The following is a 19,139-nucleotide window of genomic DNA, read 5'->3' as shown; positions in this document are numbered from 1 at the left end:
AGCCGGCCGCTCGTCACGGCCCAGCCGCGTCGGGGCATCCGCTGCGTCCGGCCGCGGCCTTCATGAAGTGCGTGAACACCGTTGCGGCGTCCGGCACCGCTGCGCCGCCGGGCGCCTCGTCGGCGTTGCCGTAGAACACCGTGGGTCTGTCCTTGCACTTGGTCCGTCGCAGCCCCTTGTCCACTCCCTCGGGCAGCCCGTCGAACAGGGCAGCCATCCGTGGGGACGAGACCATCGCGTACTGGGCCGTCGGCGCCTGCGGGCTGTTCCTCGGCCCGGTCGTCACGGAACACGTCTGGAGCCTCCCCGTGACCGCACCCACCTGCCAGTAGGCGAGTTGGTCGCGGGCGAAGGAGAAGCGCATCCCGGAGACACGGCAGATGTCGAAGTGCTCGTCGGCGAACTCCGAGGGTCCGTCCACCACCACGAGCGGCGATTCTGCGCGCAACGGCTCGTCCGGCGCGCAGTCCGCTTCTTCCATGCCCACGTCGGCGGCCGTCAGCAAGAGCTCGGTGACCTGGTGGGGCGAGCCGATCGGAAAGGGATCGGCCGACTCCTCGCCCGCGTCCTGCTTCCACATCGCGCTGAGGATCGTCACAGCCGAGGGCCTTCCGTCGACGTCACACGCCTCGGGGAGGACCAGCAGCGCCCTGTCCCGCGCCACGACACCCTCCAGGCCGTCGGGCAACGGCGAGGCGGAACCGTCGAGATAAGGGGCCATCCACGCACGGCGGGCCCCGGCCTCAGCCGGAACGCGGCCGATCGCCAGCGAGACGCGCTCCTTGACCTCGACCGTTCCTCCGTGCAGTTTGAGGGGCGAAGTGACGGTCACGTCGCAGGTCGCCTGTTCCGTCGCACCGTCCGACGGAGGCTTCGACTGTGTGCTCTGCCGCCGGGACTCCGGCCCGGCGATCGCGTCCTTGCTCAGGAAGAGCGGGCCGCTGTTCTCGTACCACGCCCCCCAGCAGTGGCGGGCACGGAACGGTCGGCCGTCCGCGGCCCACAGCCCGGCACCGGTCGCGAGCACGATGGCGACCACCGCCCAGACCGACATCCTGCCCCGTCTGTCAGCCTGCTCGGGGCTGTCGGCCCGGTCGCTGCCGGCCTGGTGGTAGCTGTCGGTCCGCGTCCGGCTGCTGTCGCCGGTCATGAACTTCCCCCTCGCGAACGGACTCCGCTGTTCGAACAAACCCACCGATGGTACGACTCCCCCTCGGGAACCGTTCCGGTGGTGTACCCGTGGCGGATGGGAAGCCCGCGTATCGTCGGGGTCATGCGTCTGAGCACGGTGATCCTCCCCATCCACAGGTGGGCCGAAGGACAGAAGATCTGGCAGCGGGCCGAGGACCTCGGGTTCCACACCGCCTACACCTACGACCACCTGTCCTGGCGGTCCTTCCGGGACGGTCCGTGGTTCGGGGCCATCCCCACGCTCACCGCCGCCGCGACAGCCACGCAGCGGCTGCGGCTGGGCACTCTCGTGACCTCGCCCAACTTCCGCCACCCCGTGACGCTGGCCAAGGAGCTGATCTCCCTGGACGACATCTCGGGTGGCCGGATCACCCTGGGTATCGGCGCCGGGGGCAACGGCTTCGACGCCACCACCCTGGGACAGGACGCCTGGACGCCGCGCGAACGGGCCGACCGCTTCGCCGAGTTCGTCCCGCTGTTGGACCGCCTGCTCACCGAGGACGCGGTGACCCAGCGCGGAGCGCACTACGCCGCGGAGGAGGCCCGGAACATCCCGGGCTGCGTCCAGCGGCCCCGGCTCCCCTTCGCGGTGGCCGCGACCGGGCCTCGCGGACTGAAGCTCGCCGCCCGCCACGGGCAGGCCTGGGTCACCACCGGCGACCCCAAGCTGTACGAGAACGGCACCCCGGAACAGTCACGGGCGGCCCTGCGGGCGCAGGGCGAGAAGTTCGCAGCGGCCTGCGCGGAGATCGGCCGGGACGCCTCCGAGCCGGACCGGATCCTGCTCACCGGCTTCACGCCCGATCGGAACGCCCCGCTGGAGTCCGTGGACGCGTTCGTCGATTTCGCGGGGCTCCATGCGGAGCTCGGGTTCACCGAGATCGTCCTGCACGCCCCGATCCCGGACTCGGACTTCGCCACCGACCCGGCGGTGTTCGAACGCATCGTGACCGAGGCGCCCGCGCAGCTGGCCTGAGTCCTGAGAAGTGCCCCCTCAGCCGGGCAGGCGCAGGAACCGCGGGGGCACGGACTCGGCGAGCCAGACCCCGTTGGCGCTGACCCGGAAGATGTGCCCGGCACGGTGCATGGCGACCGCGTCCACGGTGAGGACGAGCGGGCGGCCCCGGCGGGCGCCGACCCGGGTGGCCGTCTCGCGGTCGGGCGACAGGTGGACGTGGTGGCGGTTCATGGGGCGCAGCCCCTCGGCCCGGATCGCGTCCAGCACCCGGGCGACCGTGCCGTGGTAGAGGTACGAGGGCGGCTCGGCGGGCGGCAGGTCCAGGTCGACGGCGACGGTGTGGCCCTGGTTGGCGCGAATGCGGTCGCCCTCGACGGTGAAGCGGCGTTTGTCGTTGACGGCGACGGCGTGGTCGAGCTCGGCGCGGGTGATGGCGAAGCCGTGCGCCGCCGCAGCGTGCAGCAGCTCGTCGACGGCCACCCAGCCGTGCTCGTCGAGGGTGATGCCGATGCGGTCCGGCTGGTGGCGCAGATGCTTCGAGAGGTACTTGGACACCTTGACGGTGCGTCGTTCGTCCATCCCGTCAGAGTGCCCGGGGCGCTCCCGCCGCCGCATCCGGATTTCGCCCCCCCTCCTCCCGTTTCTTTTCCGCTCTTTCCGCCTTTCTTCCGGTCCAGGTTTGATCCACAGCCAACTCGGGTTATCCACAGGCCATTTGGTGAATCTGTGGACAACTGGCGGATGATTTAGGTGCTTTCGTCAACTTTATTACGCTCGCTGTGAGATGAGGCGAGGGCATCCAAGGTGCGTGCCTGCACCTCTCGTTCGGCGGCTGCCGTGACGAAGGCTGCGACGCCCTCCGCACCAACCAGCTTCTGAACAGCCTGGATTGTCCTGGCGGGCAGCAGTACCGGGCGGGTCGCACCTTCGTCCACCACCGACTCCTCCGCCCCCAGGTGGTGATGCAGATGCCGGGTGGCGAACATCCGCATCGCACGCGCGAGTTCGGCGTCCACCGTCTGCTGGGCGAGCGGCCGCAGACGGCGTACGAGGGATGCCGCCTCGGTGGCGTCGGAGTCCGTGGGCGGCCGATGGCCCAGATAGCGGGCGAAGACATGCTCGGTGGTGAACTCCAGGAAACGCGAGGCTATGTGCTCCACCTGGCCGCGAAGCTCCCTCAGGTGCCCGGAGATTGCACGCAGTGGCACGCCCGCCGCGTGCAACTCGACCGCTACCGCAAGCTCCTGGGGGCTCGGAACCAGGAACTCGTCGTCCCGGCCGGAGACGCACTCCAGCACCCCGAGCTCCACCGCCTCCGCGATCGCCCCGTCGTCCTGCGAGCCGCCGAACTTCGCGTCCAGCTCCTCGCGGGTGATCCGGGCGGCCTCCTCGTCCGTCCACGGGCCGTGCACCTCGGCGACCAGGCCGAGCACCCCGCCCAGCCCCCGGCCCGCGTCCCACGCCTCCAGCAGCTCCTTGATGCTGGCCAGGGTGTAGCCGCGGTCGAGCAGGTCCGCGATCTGCCGCAGCCGGGCCAGGTGGGTCTCCCGGTACACGTTGGCCCGGCCGCGGCGCTCGGGCGTCGGGAGCAGGCCCCGGTCCTGGTAGGCGCGGATCGTGCGGACCGTGGCCCCGCTGGCATGGGCCAGGTCCTCGATCCGGTACTCGGCGGTGTCCCCGCCCGCGGCCCCGGTCACAGCGGAGGCTTCAGCCGGGCGACGGAGCGCAGCGCCCCCGGGCTCAGCCGGGACAGCAGCCGGGCGCCGCGCGCCTCCGGAGTCACCGGCACCACGGCCTGGTTGCGCACGACCGCCCGCAGGATCGCGTCGGCGACCTTCTCCGGCGGGTAGTTGCGCCGACCGTAGAGCCGGCTCGTCCGCTTCCGCAGCCGCTCCTCCTCCGCCACGTCGGCGCCCGCGAAGCGCGTGGTGGCGGTGATGTTGGTGTTGACGACGCCGGGGCATATCGCGCTCACCCCGATCGACTTCTCCGCCAGCTCGGCCCGCAGGCACTCGCTCAGCATCAGCACGGCCGCCTTCGACGTGCTGTAGGCGGGCAGGGCGCGTGAGGGCAGGAAGGCCGCGGCCGACGCCGTGTTGACGATGTGGCCGCCCTGACCGCGCTCGGCCATCTGCTTGCCGAAGAACCGGCAGCCGTGGATGACGCCCCACAGATTGACGTCGAGGACCTTCTTCCACTCCTCGCCCGTGGTCTCCAGGAAGGAGCCGGAGAGCCCGATCCCGGCGTTGTTGACCAGGACGTCGACGATGCCGTACTCGGCGGCGACCCGGTCGGCGAGCTTCTCCATCGCCGCCTCGTCGCTGACGTCGGCCGCCTCGCCCCAGGCCGCCGGGGCCCCGATCAGCCGGGCCATCTCCGCCGTCCGCGCCGCCCCCTCCGCATCGCGGTCCACGGCCACCACGCGGGCGCCCGCCTCGGCGAACGCGAACGCCGTGGCCCGGCCGATCCCGGAGGCCGCTCCCGTCACCAGGACCAGCTGCCCGCCGAACCGTTCCGCACAGGGGCCCTTCGCGGTCACCTGCGGGCCGGGCGCCCCCTCCTGCCCGGCGGACTCGTTCGCGGCGACGAACTCGCCGATCCACGAGGCCAGCTGGTCCGGCCGGGTGCGCGGCACCCAGTGCTTGGCCGGAAGCGAGCGGCGTACCAACGTGGGGACCCAGGACTCCAGTTGGTCGTAGAGCCGCTCCGAGAGGAAGGAGTCGCCGGTCGGGGTGATCAGCTGGACCGGTGCGTGGGCGTAGGCGTCGGCGCGCGGCCTGCTCAGCCGGGCGCGGACGTTGTCGCGGTAGAGCCAGGCCCCGTGCGCGGCGTCGTTCGGCAGGGAGGCGGTGGGGTAGTCGCCGGCGGGCACCTTCTCCATCCGCTCCAGGATGCGGGGCCACCGCTTGCCGAGCGGCCCGCGCCAGGCCAGCTCGGGCAGGACCGGTGTGTGGAGCATGTACACGTACCAGGACTTCGCGCCCTGGCCGAGCAGCTGACCGACCCGGCGTGGCGTGGGCCGGGTCATCCGCTGCTTTATCCAGTGGCCGAAGTGGTCCAGGGACGGCCCGGACATCGAGGTGAAGGAGGCGATCCTGCCTTCGGTCCGCCCGACCGTGACGAACTCCCAGGCCTGCACGGAGCCCCAGTCGTGCCCGACCACGTGCACCGGGCGGTCCGGGCTGACCGCGTCGATCACGGCCAGGAAGTCGTCGGTCAGCTTCTCCAGGGTGAAGCCTCCGCGCAGCGGCTCGGGGGCCGTGGACCTGCCGTGCCCCCGTACGTCGTACAGAACGACGTGCCACTGCTCGGCCAGCTGTGCGGCAACCTCCGACCAGACCTCCTTGCTGTCCGGATACCCGTGGACCAGCACCACGGTCGGACGGGCCCCGTCGCCCAGCTCGACGACGCACAGCTCGATGCCGCCCGTGTGCACACGCCGCTCACGTGCTTGAGACAGATTCACGCCGCCACCTTCTCCTCGGCCCAGCGCCGCACGTGCGGCAGATCGTCGTCCAGCCAGAATGCGCTCTGCTCGGGGTCCTTGGAGTCGGTGACGACCAGGATCTCCTCGAACTTCGCGCCCGTACCCCGGAATCCGAGGTGGGGTTCGACCGCCCACAGGCCCGGCTGCGGCGGGTGGTCGGAGAAGCGGTAGGGGCTCCACAGGGGAGACCAGCCCTCCCGGTGACCGTGCAGGGCATCGCTGACCAGGCCCTTGAGGGACTGGGTGCCGAAGCCGAACACCTGCGGGGACCAACGGCGTTCGCGGACCCGGTCCACCTTGTGGGCGATGACGCCGAAGGGGTAGGCCCGGTGCCTGTTGGCGTATCCCTGGGTGGTCATCAGGCGTTCGACGTCCTCGTAGATCTCGCGCAGCGAACGGCGCTCACGCACCTCCCGCAGGATCAGCTCGCGGTGCACCTCAAGATCGGCCAGCAGCTTGTCGTGCAGCGGGTTGAGGCCGAGGCACCCCGAATATCCGATGTCGGCGGTGAATCCCTTGTGGACCGGGGCCATGTCGAGGATGAACGGCATCCCGGGCTCCAGCTTCCGGTCGGTCGGGAAGAACTGGAGCGGCACCTTGAACCCCGCGAAGGCCGTACGGTCGCCGAACCAGGCGAACGGGAGGTGGAACCAGTCCCGCACCCCACGCTCGCGCAGCCACACCCGCTGCATCCGGGCCGCCTCGCGCTCGGTCACGCCGGATCTGAGCTGTCCGGCGACCGCCTCCGCGCAGGCATAGGCCAGGCGCTGCACTTCCCTGAACCCCCGCAGCTCCGGGGCGATTTCGTTCTGCACTGCCGAGGTCCTGCCGGTCATGCCACCGTCCGTTCCCTGCCGTGTGCGGTACGTGCCCGTAACGTGACACTGATGAATGTGACAATGTCCAGCGGCTGCGTCAAGAGGCGTGCATGGCCTGTGGACAACAGCGGTTGCCGGCCTGTGGAGAGCGACGGTGACAGACTTGTGGAAAGCGGCGGTGGCCCACCTGTGGGCAACCCCGCCCGCGCCGCCGGTCCGGGCTCGGGCCTCCTCCTTCGCGGGGTCCCCCTACGGGGCCGTACGCCTGGAGTCTGACGCCGATCCAGCCGCCAGGGCTGACGACCTCTGTGGTCCGCGCCACTAACGTCGTCGTCGTGACTGTGATCGCGACCGAAGCCCTGAGCATGCGGTTCCCCCGGGTGACCGCGCTTGACCGGCTCACGTTGGACATCGGACCGGGTGTGACCGGTCTGGTGGGCTCCAACGGTGCCGGCAAGTCCACACTGATCAAGATCCTGCTGGGTCTTTCCCCCGCCACCGAAGGCCGGGCCGCAGTGCTCGGGCTCGACGTCGCGACCAGCGGCGCCGCCATCCGGGAACGGGTGGGGTACATGCCCGAGCACGACTGCCTGCCGCCCGACGTCTCGGCGACCGAGTTTGTCGTGCACATGGCTCGCATGTCCGGGCTGCCGCCGACGGCCGCCCGGGAGCGCACCGCGGACACCCTGCGCCACGTCGGCCTCTACGAAGAGCGCTACCGCCCCATCGGCGGCTACTCGACCGGTATGAAGCAGCGGGTGAAACTGGCCCAGGCCCTGGTCCACGACCCCCAGCTGGTCCTGCTCGACGAGCCGACCAACGGCCTCGACCCGGTCGGCCGCGACGAGATGCTCGGCCTGATCCGCCGGATCCACACCGACTTCGGTATCTCCGTGCTGGTGACCTCGCACCTCCTGGGCGAGCTGGAACGCACCTGTGACCACGTCGTCGTCATCGACGGCGGAACGCTCCTGCGCTCCAGCTCCACCAGCGACTTCACCCAGACCACCGCGACCCTTGCGGTCGAGGTCACCGACAGCGACGCCCATCCCGACGGCACCGACGCCCTGCGCCGGGTCCTCACCGAGGCCGGGGTCACGCTCGTCGGCCACGACGGGATCGACACGGATGGGCTGCCGGGCGCGGGCCACATCCTGCTGATCGAGGCCGTCGGCGAGGAGACGTACGACCTGGTCCGCGACAGCGTCGCCGGGCTCGGCCTCGGCCTCGTCCGTATGGAACAGCGCCGCCACCAGATCGCCGAGGTCTTCCGCACCGAACAGGGCGGGCGCACCGAACAGGGCGGGCGTACCGAACAGGGCGGGGCGAACAGTCCCGCCGGCCCGGCCGCGGCCGTAACGGCCGCGGCCGCACAGCAGAAGGGAAGCGGTCGCCATGAGCACTGAGACCGGCACCGCGACCGGGCGCGACGCCTCCCGGATCCACAACATCGGCTACCGCTCCTACGACGGACCGCGGCTCGGACGGGCCTACGCCCGCCGCTCGCTGTTCTCGCAGACCCTGCGGGGCTCCTACGGACTGGGCCGTTCCGCCAAGTCCAAGGTGTTGCCCATGCTGCTGTTCGGCGTGATGGCCCTGGTCGCGGCGATCCTCGTGGCCGTCTCGATGGCTACGCCGGACGCCAGCAAGCTGGTGCTCAAGTACACCTCGTACGCGATCTACCTCCAGGCCGTCATCGGCCTCTTCATCGCCGCACAGGCACCACAGGCGGTCTCCAGGGACCTCCGTTTCAAGAGCATCCCGCTGTACTTCTCCCGGCCGATCGAACGCTCCGACTACGTTCTCGCGAAGTTCGCCGCCACCGCGTCGGCACTGTTCATTCTCACCGGGGCCCCGCTGCTCATCCTCTATGTGGGCTCACTGCTCGCGAAGTTCGACTTCGTGGACCAGACGAAGTGGTTCGGCCAGGGACTGGTGTCGGTGGCGCTGCTGTCCGTGCTGTTCGCCGGGCTCGGCCTCGTGATGGCCGCCCTCACGCCCCGGCGGGGCTTCGGTGTCGCCGCGGTGATCGCCCTGCTGACCATCACCTACGGTGCCGTCTCCACGGTCCAGGCCATCGCCTGGGAGACCGGGTCGGAGGGGGCCGTGCAGTGGCTCGGCCTGTTCTCGCCGATCACGCTGATCGACGGTGTCCAGGCCGCGTTCCTCGGCGCGACCTCAGCCTTCCCCGGAGGGGAAGGCCCGGGGGCCGGTACCGGTGTGGTCTACCTGATCGTTGTTCTCGCGCTCGTCGCCGGCTCGTACGCCGTCCTGATGCGCCGCTACCGGAGGGCCGGGCTGTGACCACCATCGAGATCGACCACACCTCGCGCTGGTTCGGCAATGTGGTCGCCGTCAACGACGTCTCCATGACCGTGGGCCCCGGCGTCACCGGACTCCTCGGCCCGAACGGCGCCGGAAAGTCCACCCTCATCAACATGATGGGCGGATTCCTCGCCCCCTCGACGGGGAAGGTCACGCTCGACGGCCGGACGATCTGGCGCAACGAGAGTGTCTACAAGGAGATCGGCATCGTCCCGGAGCGGGAAGGGATGTACGACTTCCTCACCGGCAGGGAGTTCGTCGTCGCCAACGCCGAACTCCAGGGTCTGGGAGCGGCCGAGGCGCAAAGGGCGCTCGCCACGGTCCAGATGGAGTACGCGCAGGACCGCAAGATCTCCACGTACAGCAAGGGCATGCGCCAGCGCGTGAAGATGGCGTCCGCACTGGTCCACGAACCCTCGGTGCTGCTCCTGGACGAACCGTTCAACGGGATGGACCCGCGCCAGCGGATGCAGCTGATGGAGCTGCTGCGACGGATGGGAGCCGAGGGCCGCACGGTCCTGTTCTCCTCCCACATCCTCGAAGAGGTCGAGCAGCTGGCCTCGCACATCGAGGTGATCGTGGCGGGCCGCCATGCCGCGTCCGGCGACTTCCGGAAGATCCGCCGACTGATGACGGACCGGCCGCACCGCTATCTGGTCCGCTCCAGCGACGACCGGGCCCTCGCGGCCGCGCTCATCGCCGACCCGTCCACCGCGGGCATCGAGGTCGACCTGACCGAGAGGGCCCTGCGCATCCAGGCCGTCGACTTCGGGCGGTTCACCGAACTGCTGCCGAAGGTGGCCCGTGAGCAGGGCATCCGGCTGCTCACCGTCTCTCCGTCCGACGAGTCCCTCGAATCGGTCTTTTCCTATCTCGTAGCGGCCTGAGTAGTGGCCTGAAAGGAGCTGTGCACCGTCATGTACGACCCCACAGTCGCCCGGCTCACCTACCGGGCCCTGCTCGGCCGGCGCCGGGCCGCCATCCTGTTCGTCCTGCCCGCACTGCTGCTGGTGATCGCCGCGGCCGTGCGGATGTTCGCCGGGGCCGATGACCAGGTCGCCTCCAACGTCCTCGGCGGGTTCGCCATCGCCACGATGGTGCCGCTGATCGGCGTGATCGCGGGCACCGGAGCGATCGGCCCGGAGATCGACGACGGCTCGATCGTCTATCTGCTCGCCAAGCCGGTGAAGCGGCCCACGATCATCTTCACCAAGCTGATCGTGGCCATCGCGGTGACCATGGTGTTCTCCGCCCTGCCGACACTCATCGCGGGACTGATCCTCAACGGCAACGGCCAGCAGATCGCCGTCGCCTTCACCATCGCGGCGCTGGTCGCCTCGATCGCCTACAGCGCCTTGTTCCTGCTGCTCGGCACGGTCAGCCGGCACGCGGTGGTTCTCGGCCTGGTGTACGCCCTGGTCTGGGAGGCCCTCTTCGGCAGCCTGGTGCCCGGTGCGCGGACGCTCAGTGTCCAGCAGTGGTCCCTGGCGGTCGCTCAGAAGGTCGCGGGGGACGGGGCGATCACCTCGGACGTCGGCCTGCCGCTCGCCACGGTCCTGCTGGCCGCCGTCACGGTCGCCGCCACCTGGTACGCGGGCCAGAAGCTGCGGGCGCTGAAGCTGGCCGGGGAGGAGTGATCCCGGCCTGAGCCGCCGTACGCCTCGACGACCTCCGCCCTTCGGGAAGGGCGGAGGTCGTCGTATGACCGGACGGGCGGACGGGCGGACGGGCGGACAGGCGGACTGACGGACAGGCGCGCGCGTAACCGTACGTTTATCGGGTCGTTGGACAGGTCGCGTGGAGGCAACTGGAATCCGTGGGTGCGACACGAGGTCGCTCCGTGTAAGTAAGGACAGCTGCATGAAGGAAAGATAGTTCGGCTGAACTTCGGGTCAGTATCCAGACCCGTCCCCGCGCTCACATGCGTCACTGGTAACGGAGGGGTGTGGAGCTGAGCGTTCAAGCCCAAGGGGTCCTCGGCCATCGGGGAACCACAGGCGAGGGGAAGGCTGGACGGGCGAATGAGAATGAACCCTTGATGATGCCCCGTGATTCCAAGGCTGTGTGATGGTCTGCAAGCCGCAGTCACAGGACCCGGCGTTGGAAGGCGCCGAGCGAACCCTCAAGCACTGCTCTCGGGGGAACGGATACCGCTGGTCCCGGGGTTGAGAGGGCGCCCTGCCCCAGCCGCGTCTTACCGGTGCGGAACGTGAGAACCCCGTCGAGGTCCAGACAGCTCATGTCTGGTAGGCCGACCGTAAGGAAGGTTCAACTCCCCGGCGGGAGAAGGATGATCCAAGAAGCGAAGGTCGGCAGGCCGAAAGGCCAGAGGAAACCGGGGACTGGGACCTTCACCCACTCCCGCATAACTCGCCGGATACGGGCCCCTGGTGGCCCGGCCCGAAAGGGAGCCCAAGTGGATCAGGTGAGCCATTGAGGCTCCCCTGTAAAGGTATCCATAACCGACGGACAAGTTAGACATCGGAGGCGCGCATGAACGGCACGGCGACAGCCACAGCCGCCGCGGCTGCGACGAACGGACCGGAGGGCGTGACTCTCGACTGGCACAGCATCGACTGGGCCACCTGCGAGGAGAACGTACGGCGGCTGAGACAGAGGATCTTCAAGGCAACGCAGGACGGGGACCTCAAGAAGGTTCGCAACTTGCAGAAGCTTATGCTGCGAAGCCATAGCAACACGCTGGTCAGCGTGAAGCGCGTGACGCAGCAGAGCAGTGGTCGCGAGACCGCTGGCATCGACGGGGAGCGAGCCCTCACGCCGAAGGCGAGGGGCAAGCTGGCGACCGAAATCCATCGGTCGTCCGAGCCTTGGAGGGCCAGGCCGGTCAGGCGTGTGTACATCCCCAAGAGCAACGGGAAGCAACGGCCGCTCGGTATCCCGGTCATCCGGGACCGGGTGCTTCAGGCACGAGTGAAGAATGCTTTGGAGCCTGAATGGGAAGCGCGGTTCGAGCCGAGGTCGTATGGATTCCGGCCCGGCCGCAGCTGTCAGGACGCGATATCAGCGATCTTCTGGACGTTGAAGGGCGCAGCTCCGAAACGTCTATGGGTCTTGGATGCAGACCTGGCAGCAGCATTCGACCGCATCGATCACGAACACCTGATGTCATCTATCGGGAAATTCCCGGCCAGGGAGTTGATCCAAGGGTGGTTGAGAGCGGGCGTTATCGATCGCGGTCGGTTCGCACCGACCGAGGAGGGTACTCCTCAAGGCGGTGTGATCAGCCCGCTGCTGATGAACGTTGCCCTGCACGGGTTGGAACAGGCTGCTGGGTGTCAGTACAAGGTGACGAAGGCCGGGCGTGAGCCCGGCGCGGCGCCAGGCACCCCGGTACTGGTGAGATATGCCGATGACTTTGTTGTGCTCTGTCATGACGAAGCGGAAGCAAACCAGGTCAGGGTCCGGCTGGAGAAATGGCTGAAGCCGAGGGGGCTTCACTTCAATGAGGAAAAGACCAAGGTTGCGCCTCTCGCTGTGGGGTTCGATTTTCTTGGCTTCACCGTCCGCCGGACCGGAAACAAACTGATCATCAAGCCGAGTGCAACAGCATGTAAGAGGCTCCGGGAGCGGCTACGGACCGAGATGAAAGCCCTGAGAGGGGCCAGCATCGACGCTGTGCTGCGCAAGATCGCTCCGATCGTTCGCGGTTGGGCGGCCTACTACCGGGGGGTGGCATCCTCGACAACCTTCAAGTCGCTGGATCACTACCTGTGGCGGCTGACCTACAAATGGGCCAATAATCGCCACCAGAGGAAGCCGAGGCGCTGGGTAGTTGCCCGGTACTTCGGTAGGTACAACCTGGCCAGGCAGGACCAGTGGGTGTTCGGCAACCGCATCAGCGGGGCCTATCTCACGAAGTTTTCCTGGATGGGTATCGTCCGACACCAGTTGGTGAGAGGTGCGGCGTCCCCGGACGACCCTGCCCTGACCGGTTACTGGCAAGAACGCCGTCGGAAGCAGGCGCCACCGCCCATGGATAAGTCAAGTCTCATCCTGGCGGCCAGGCAGAAGGGGGTCTGCCCCCTCTGCAAGCAGGCGCTGATCGTCGGTGCCGAGTACGAACCGGACAGTCCACGCGAGTGGATCAACTGGTTCGCGGCTTCGAAGAAGATGCTGCACAAGCATCACTTCACCTACCGGCGAGACGGCGGCACGGATGAACGGACCAACCTCCGCCTCGTGCACTCCGAATGTCATCGCCAGCACCACGCGGGCGATGGCAGACGAGCCACATCATCCTGCTGACCTGCGAAGCCCTAGCGGCTTGCTTGAGCCGTGTGCCGCGATGAGTGGCACGCACGGTTCTGAGGGGGCCGGGTCATGGCAACATGACCCGGCTACCCGACCGTCGTAGCGATCGTGAAATAGGGGAATGCCGGCACCGGGTGAGGCTCAGCCCACCGGACCGGTCATCGAGTGAGTGGCAACCGTGAGCGTCCTCCACCCCTGAAGCCCGGGGTAGGGGCCGTCCTCGTCATTCCCTCGTACGAAAGGCATGCCCATGCCCACGGAAGCCGCCCTGCTCGAATCGCGCACGCTGCGCGTCGAGCAGCTGGGGCGCGTTGATGTCCTCGACAAGGTGAAGGGCCTTGTCATGCTCCCGGACGGAATTCACGTTCGCACAGAAGATGTGGCTCGTTACTTCGAAGTATCCACAGGTGCCGTCAGGAGGCTGACCGACCGGCATCAGGAGGAGCTCGCCGAGAATGGCATGCGCGTGCTGCGCGGCTCTGAACTGCAGTCCTTCCATAGCGACATGATGTCGCTATGGGCCGGCGACGGGGTGGAAAGTTATCCACAGGCGGCCACGCAGCTGCGGATCTACACCCGCCGGACCGTCCTCAACGTCGCCATGCTTCTTCGCGACAGCGACATTGCCCGATGTGTGCGGACCTACCTCCTCGACGCCGAGGGGCCGCTGCGCAGCCAGTACGCCTCCCTCGACCAGCGCGTCACGCGCATCGAGAGCTGTCTCAGCGGGGTCGGCAGCGCGCTCCAGGAGCTCGGGCCGGTGCTGGGCCGGATGTCCGAGCGGCTGGAGGGCCTGGAGCGGAAGGTGGAGGTGACCCATCAGGTGATCGGTGCCATGAGCCTGCGGCTGACGGATGTGCAGCAGGACGTCGTGCGCCTGGACGCGCGGCTGGACTGCTTCGGGCGGCAGCTGAAGGATCTGCGCCGCCGTAGCGGGCGGCGCTGAGAGAGCGGCGGCCCGACACCGCGGGAAACGGTGCCGGGCCGCCGTCGCGATGTCCGGTGGTGGGGCGTCTACCGCACCGGCGCCGACCGGAGGAGCTCCTCCAGGACCACCGCGATGCCGTCGTCCTCGTTGGACGCCGTGATCTCGTGGGCGACGGCCTTGAGGTCCTCGTGGGCATTGGCCATGGCTACGCCGTGGTGTGCCCAGCCGAACATCGGGATGTCGTTCGGCATGTCGCCGAACGCGACGGTGTCCGCGGCCTTCACGCCGAGCCGACGGGCGGCCAGCGAGAGGCCGGTCGCCTTGCTCAGGCCCAGCGGCAGGATCTCGACCACACCGGCACCGGCCATGACCACGTCGACCAGGCTTCCGACGGCCGCCCGCGCGGCGAGGGCCAGCGCGTCGTCGCTCAGCTCCGGGTGCTGTATGTAGACCTTGTTCAGCGGGGCGGCCCACAGCTCGGTGGAGTTGTCCACGAAGACGTACGGCAGCGGCCCCTCCTGCACCCGGTAGCCGGGGCAGACCAGCACCTCGCCGTCCAGCCCGTCGCGGCTGGCCGCCAGGTGCAGCGGGCCGACCTCAGCCTCGACCTTGGACAGTGCGAGACCGGCGAGCTGCCGGTCCAGGGTCAGCGAGGTCAGCAGCCGGTGCTCGCCCGCGTGGTAGACCTGCGCGCCCTGACCGCAGACGGCGAGGCCCTCGTAACCGAGATCGTCCAGGATGTGCCGGGTCCAGGGGACCGCGCGTCCGGTGACGATGATGTGCGCGGCACCGGCCGCGGTGGCCGCGGCCAGAGCCTCGCGGGTGCGCTCGGAGACCGTGCCGTCGTCACGCAGCAGCGTGCCGTCGAGGTCGGTCGCGACGAGCTTGTAGGGGAAGGTCACTTGGCGACCGGTTCCAGGACCTCGCGCCCGCCCAGGTAGGGGCGGAGCACCTCGGGGACCCGGACCGAACCGTCGGCGAGCTGGTGGTTCTCCAGGATCGCCACGATCGTGCGCGGTACGGCGCAGAGCGTGCCGTTCAGCGTGGCCAGCGGCTGGACCTTCTTGCCCTCGCGCATCCGGACGGACAGGCGGCGGGCCTGGAAGCCGTCGCAGTTCGACGCGGAGGTCAGCTCGCGGTACTTGCCCTGGGTGGGGATCCACGCCTCGCAGTCGAACTTCCGCGAGGCCGAAGCGCCGAGGTCGCCGGTGGCGACGTCGATCACCTGGAAGGGCAGCTCCAGGCCGGTGAGCCACTGCTTCTCCCACTCCAGGAGCCTGCGGTGCTCGGCCTCGGCGTCCGCCGGGTCGACGTACGAGAACATCTCGACCTTGTCGAACTGGTGGACGCGGAAGATGCCGCGGGTGTCCTTGCCGTACGTGCCGGCCTCGCGGCGGAAGCAGGGGGAGAAGCCGGCGTACCGCAGGGGCAGCTTGTCGGCCTCGATGATCTCGTCCATGTGGTACGCGGCGAGAGGGACCTCGGAGGTGCCGACCAGGTAGTAGTCGTCCTTCTCCAGGTGGTACACGTTCTCCGAGGCCTGGCCGAGGAAGCCGGTGCCCTCCATGGCGCGCGGGCGGACCAGCGCCGGGGTCAGCATCGGGACGAAGCCGGCCTCGGTGGCCTGGGCGATCGCCGCGTTGACGAGGGCGAGCTCCAGGAGGGCGCCGACGCCCGTCAGGTAGTAGAAGCGCGAACCGGAGACCTTGGCCCCGCGCTCCATGTCGATCGCGCCGAGTGCCTCGCCGAGCTCCAGGTGGTCCTTGGGCTCGAAGCCCTCGGCGCCGAAGTCCCGGATGGTGCCGTGCGTCTCCAGGACGACGAAGTCCTCCTCGCCGCCGACCGGGACGTCCTCGTGGACGATGTTGCCGAGCTGGAGCAGCAGGCGCTTGGCATCCGCGTCGGCCTCGTCCTGGGCGGCGTCGGCTGCCTTGACGTCGGCCTTGAGCTGCTCGGCCCGCTTGAGGAGCTCGGCGCGCTCCTCGGGGGTGGCCTTGGGGATCAGCTTGCCGAGCGACTTCTGCTCGGCGCGGAGTTCGTCGAAGCGGACGCCGGACGACCTGCGCAGCTCGTCGGCGGAGAGCAGGGCGTCGACGAGGTCGACGTCCTCTCCACGGGCGCGCTGGGAGGCGCGAACACGGTCGGGGTCCTCACGGAGCAGGCGAAGGTCAATCACCCCTCCAGGCTACCGGTGCGCGGTTCTCGCACTCGAACCGATATCGCCACGCGTGTCACTATGACCGAATTGCCGGAATTGATATTTCTGGGGGCGGATCGCAGTCAATGCCGGATGTCCGCGGATGCATCGCGGATGCTCGTGGGCGATGGCGGGTGATCGCTGCCCGGCGGGCGTCAATAACGGCCGTTAACTCCCCTGAACAGGGCAGAAGGTGTACTACGCCTTGACGTACCAGCCTTGGGGGGAGAGGCAGTTGAGGGGCGGGTCGGCGGCCGTTGTCCACAGGGGATCGGCGCCGGAATGGTTATCCACAGGCTGTGAAGAAGTTCTGTGGATGCCGGAAGGGATTGTTCCGGGGGGTGGGTGAAGTTCCAGGGATTCCCCACCCAAACCCTCCCTGGGCGCTCATTCGGGTGGGAATTCCTCGCCCTAAAGAGTTGATCAAGGGAATTGACGTGACACGCGACGACTCGTGCCGCCTCGTGCCTCTGTGGACGGCTCCGGGAGTGGTGGGTCGATTTGTCGATGATGTCGCATGAGAGTGTCGACTTGTCCCCAGGTCGAATGGCCATCCTGTGGATAACTCTGCGGAGTGCGTGACTATCCGTAGATAGCACTGCTGCGGAGAGGTCCTGCGTCAGATCCGGCCGTCCTGGCTGCGCGCCAGCCAGTCCGCGGCTTCCGTGAACGCGGTGTCCGAGGTGCCCGCCCGCAGCGGCCTGACCTCGTCCGCGGACACACCGGCCCGCGGGTACGAGCCGAGGAACCGCACCTTCGGGCAGATCCGCTTCAGCCCCATCAGGGCCTCCCCGACCCGCCGGTCCGCGATGTGCCCCTCCGCGTCCACGGCGAAGCAGTAGTTGCCGATGCCCTCGCCGGTCGGGCGGGACTGGATCAGCATCAGGTTGACCCCGCGCACCGCGAACTCCTGGAGCAGCTCCAGCAGGGCGCCGGGGTGGTCGTCGCCGAGCCAGATCGCGACGGAGGTCTTGTCGGCGCCGGTCGGGGCGGAGGGCCGGGCGGGCCGGCCCACCAGTACGAAGCGGGTCTGGGCGTTCTCCGCGTCGTGGATCTCCGTCACCAGCGGTTCGAGGCCGTAGGTGGCGGCGGCGAACTCCCCGGCGAACGCGGCGTCGTAGCGCCCCTCCTGGACCAGCCGGGCACCGTCCGCGTTGGAAGCCGCCGACTCCCACACGGCCCCCGGGAGGTGGGCCGCCATCCAGTTGCGCACCTGCGGCTGGGCGGCCGGGTGCGCGGTGACCGTCTTGACGTCCGACAGCTTGGTCCCGGGCCGCACCAGCAGCGCGAAGGTGATGGAGAGCAGCACCTCGCGGTAGATCATCAGCGGTTCCCCGCTGGTCAGCTCGTCGAGCGTCGCGGTGATGCCGCCCTCGACGGAGTTCTCGATCGGTACGAGCGCTGCCGCGGCCTCCCCGTTGCGTACGGCGTCCAGCGCGGCCGGTACGGAGACCATCGGGGCGAGTTCCCGGGTGGCGGCTTCCGGGAGCGTACGGAGGGCGACCTCGGTGAAGGTGCCTTCGGGGCCGAGATAGGCGTAGCGCGTGGCTGACATACGGTCACCCTAATGCGCCCTGCGGCGGCCGCCGCGCTGTCTCAGGATGCGGTCAGGGGTGCGGTCGGGGGCCCTTCTCCGCGACTCCAGCGGTGCGCCCCTTCTCCTGACTCCAGCAGCGCGGCCCCTGGCCCGCGGCTCCAGCGGCCGCCGTGCCCCTACGACTCCAGCAGCCGCTGCCCCACGTACTCCCCCTCCGCGGCTCCGCCCGGTACCGCGAACACTCCGCTCGACTCGTGGCGGATGAAGCGCGACAGCGCATCGCCCCGGTCGAGCTTGCGCTGCACCGGCACGAAGCCCCGGAACGGGTCCGCCTGCCAGCAGACGAACAGCAGCCCGGCGTCCGGAGTGCCGTCCTCCGCGATGCCGTCGTGGTACGAGAACGGTCGCCGCAGCATCGCGGCCCCGCCGTTCTCCTCGGGGGAGGAGATCCGGGCGTGGGCGTTGCCGGGGATCACGAGCCTGCCGTCCGGGCCCGCCTTGTCGAAGTCCATCTCCGTGGTCTCGGTCCCCCCGCTGAGCGGCGCCCCGTCCGCCTTGCGCCGGCCGATGACGCGCTCCTGATGGTCCACCGGAAGCTTCTCCCAGTCGTCCAGGAGCATCCTGATCCGGCGGACGACCGCGTACGAGCCGCCCGCCAGCCATTCCTGCGGGGTGCCGGGGGAGTCGGGCACGAAGACGCGCCGGTCGAAGTCCTCGTCGGCGGGCTTCGGGTTGCCGGTCCCGTCGATCTGGCCCATCAGGTTGCGGGCGGTCATCGGCCGGGCGGTGGTTCCCGGGGTTCGGTTGAAGCCGTTCATCTGCCACCGCACCCGTGCCGTGCCCGCGGCGCCCTTCTGGATCGCCCGCAGCGCGTGGAAGGCGACCAGTGCGTCGTCAGCGCCGATCTGTACCCACAGGTCGCCGTCGGAGCGCTTGGCGTCCAGGTGGTCGGAGGAGAAGGCGGGCAGCGGGTCGAGCGCGGCGGGCAGTGCGGCGGTCAGTCCGGTGCGCGCGAAGAACGTACGGCCGAAGCCGAAGGTGACGGTGAGGGACGAGGGGCCCGCGTCCAGTGCGATCCCGGTGTCGTGCCCGGGACCGTCGGACCCGCCTGCCGCCGGGCGGCCCGCCATCAGCTCCTTCGCCGTCGCCGACCAGCGCCGCATCAGCGCCGCTGCCTCCTTGCGGCCCGCGCCCGCCACCAGGTCGAACGCGACGAGATGGCCCCGGGCCTGAAGCGGAGCGGTGATCCCCGGTTGATGTTTCCCGTGAAACATCGCCTCGGTCGCGCCGATGGACGTCAGCGCGGCCGGTGCGTCGGGGCGGGTCGCGGCGTACCCGGCGGCGCCGCCCCCGGCGCCCAGCACCAGCCCGGTCGCGCCCGCCGCGCCCGCGGTGCCCAGCAGCCGCCGTCGCGAGACGCCGGGGC

16 protein-coding genes are annotated in these 19,139 nt (G+C 69.2%); 7 read left to right on the top strand and 9 right to left on the bottom strand.

Annotation, left to right across the window (positions count from 1 at the left end; genetic code table 11):
- Positions 1-13: 13 nt before the first annotated feature.
- Complete coding sequence (locus CIB93_RS24275) at positions 14-1,150, bottom strand: hypothetical protein (protein ID WP_257002334.1); 1,137 nt, start codon at positions 1,148-1,150, stop codon at positions 14-16.
- Positions 1,151-1,273: 123 nt separating this feature from the next.
- Between CIB93_RS24275 and CIB93_RS24270 the strand changes: the two genes are divergently transcribed.
- A complete protein-coding gene (locus CIB93_RS24270) occupies positions 1,274-2,167 on the top strand; it encodes an LLM class flavin-dependent oxidoreductase (protein WP_096629855.1) in 894 nt (297 codons plus the stop codon).
- 18 nt (positions 2,168-2,185) lie between these two features.
- On the opposite strand, the gene CIB93_RS24265 is transcribed toward CIB93_RS24270, so the two are convergent.
- The 4 genes from CIB93_RS24265 to CIB93_RS24250 all read right to left on the bottom strand — a co-directional run bounded on the left by CIB93_RS24265 (position 2,186) and on the right by CIB93_RS24250 (position 6,472).
- The gene (locus CIB93_RS24265; protein WP_096629800.1) at positions 2,186-2,728 is read right to left on the bottom strand and encodes an RNA 2'-phosphotransferase; all 543 of its coding nucleotides are present in this window, start codon (positions 2,726-2,728) and stop codon (positions 2,186-2,188) included.
- A gap of 167 nt (positions 2,729-2,895) precedes the next feature.
- A complete protein-coding gene (locus tag CIB93_RS24260) occupies positions 2,896-3,846 on the bottom strand; it encodes a MerR family transcriptional regulator (RefSeq protein ID WP_096629799.1) in 951 nt (316 codons plus the stop codon).
- Positions 3,843-5,615, bottom strand: a complete 1,773-nt coding sequence (locus CIB93_RS24255) for an SDR family oxidoreductase (RefSeq protein WP_096629797.1) — start codon at positions 5,613-5,615, stop codon at positions 3,843-3,845. The genes CIB93_RS24260 and CIB93_RS24255 overlap by 4 nt, the downstream gene beginning before the upstream one ends.
- Complete coding sequence (locus CIB93_RS24250) at positions 5,612-6,472, bottom strand: M24 family metallopeptidase (RefSeq protein ID WP_096629796.1); 861 nt, start codon at positions 6,470-6,472, stop codon at positions 5,612-5,614. Before CIB93_RS24250 ends, CIB93_RS24255 begins: the two co-directional genes overlap by 4 nt.
- A gap of 347 nt (positions 6,473-6,819) precedes the next feature.
- Between CIB93_RS24250 and CIB93_RS24245 the strand changes: the two genes are divergently transcribed.
- The 6 genes from CIB93_RS24245 to CIB93_RS24220 all read left to right on the top strand — a co-directional run bounded on the left by CIB93_RS24245 (position 6,820) and on the right by CIB93_RS24220 (position 13,997).
- Positions 6,820-7,860 (top strand): ABC transporter ATP-binding protein, encoded by a 1,041-nt coding sequence (locus tag CIB93_RS24245; protein ID WP_096629854.1) that lies wholly within the window; start codon positions 6,820-6,822, stop codon positions 7,858-7,860.
- Positions 7,850-8,758, top strand: coding sequence for an ABC transporter permease (locus CIB93_RS24240; RefSeq protein WP_096629794.1), 909 nt, complete (start codon positions 7,850-7,852; stop codon positions 8,756-8,758). Before CIB93_RS24245 ends, CIB93_RS24240 begins: the two co-directional genes overlap by 11 nt.
- Entirely contained in the window at positions 8,755-9,666 is a 912-nt protein-coding gene (locus CIB93_RS24235; RefSeq protein WP_096629793.1) for an ABC transporter ATP-binding protein, read from the top strand. The genes CIB93_RS24240 and CIB93_RS24235 overlap by 4 nt, the downstream gene beginning before the upstream one ends.
- A gap of 30 nt (positions 9,667-9,696) precedes the next feature.
- The gene (locus CIB93_RS24230) at positions 9,697-10,416 is read left to right on the top strand and encodes an ABC transporter permease (protein ID WP_096629792.1); all 720 of its coding nucleotides are present in this window, start codon (positions 9,697-9,699) and stop codon (positions 10,414-10,416) included.
- Between the two features lie 856 nt (positions 10,417-11,272).
- Positions 11,273-13,045, top strand: coding sequence for a group II intron reverse transcriptase/maturase (ltrA, locus tag CIB93_RS24225; protein WP_096629790.1), 1,773 nt, complete (start codon positions 11,273-11,275; stop codon positions 13,043-13,045).
- Positions 13,046-13,301: 256 nt separating this feature from the next.
- Positions 13,302-13,997 carry a hypothetical protein gene (locus tag CIB93_RS24220; protein ID WP_096629852.1) on the top strand — a complete coding sequence of 232 codons (696 nt, stop codon included), beginning with the start codon at positions 13,302-13,304 and terminating at the stop codon, positions 13,995-13,997.
- 68 nt (positions 13,998-14,065) lie between these two features.
- On the opposite strand, the gene CIB93_RS24215 is transcribed toward CIB93_RS24220, so the two are convergent.
- From CIB93_RS24215 to efeB, 4 genes are all read right to left on the bottom strand, one after another.
- Positions 14,066-14,881 (bottom strand): HAD family hydrolase, encoded by an 816-nt coding sequence (locus CIB93_RS24215; protein WP_096629789.1) that lies wholly within the window; start codon positions 14,879-14,881, stop codon positions 14,066-14,068.
- Positions 14,878-16,155 carry a serine--tRNA ligase gene (gene serS / locus CIB93_RS24210; RefSeq protein WP_096629787.1) on the bottom strand — a complete coding sequence of 426 codons (1,278 nt, stop codon included), beginning with the start codon at positions 16,153-16,155 and terminating at the stop codon, positions 14,878-14,880. Before serS ends, CIB93_RS24215 begins: the two co-directional genes overlap by 4 nt.
- Positions 16,156-16,795: 640 nt before the next feature.
- Positions 16,796-17,731, bottom strand: coding sequence for a prephenate dehydratase (gene pheA, locus CIB93_RS24205; protein WP_096629786.1), 936 nt, complete (start codon positions 17,729-17,731; stop codon positions 16,796-16,798).
- Between the two features lie 158 nt (positions 17,732-17,889).
- A partial coding sequence (gene efeB / locus CIB93_RS24200) for an iron uptake transporter deferrochelatase/peroxidase subunit (protein ID WP_107470977.1) occupies positions 17,890-19,139 on the bottom strand: 1,250 nt, incomplete at its 5' end.

Origin of the sequence: Streptomyces sp. WZ.A104, from assembly GCF_002382885.1 — a bacterium.
GTDB lineage: Bacteria > Actinomycetota > Actinomycetes > Streptomycetales > Streptomycetaceae > Streptomyces.
Note: the sequence above shows the minus strand (reverse complement) of the source record. Positions and strands in the feature narration are given on the sequence as shown.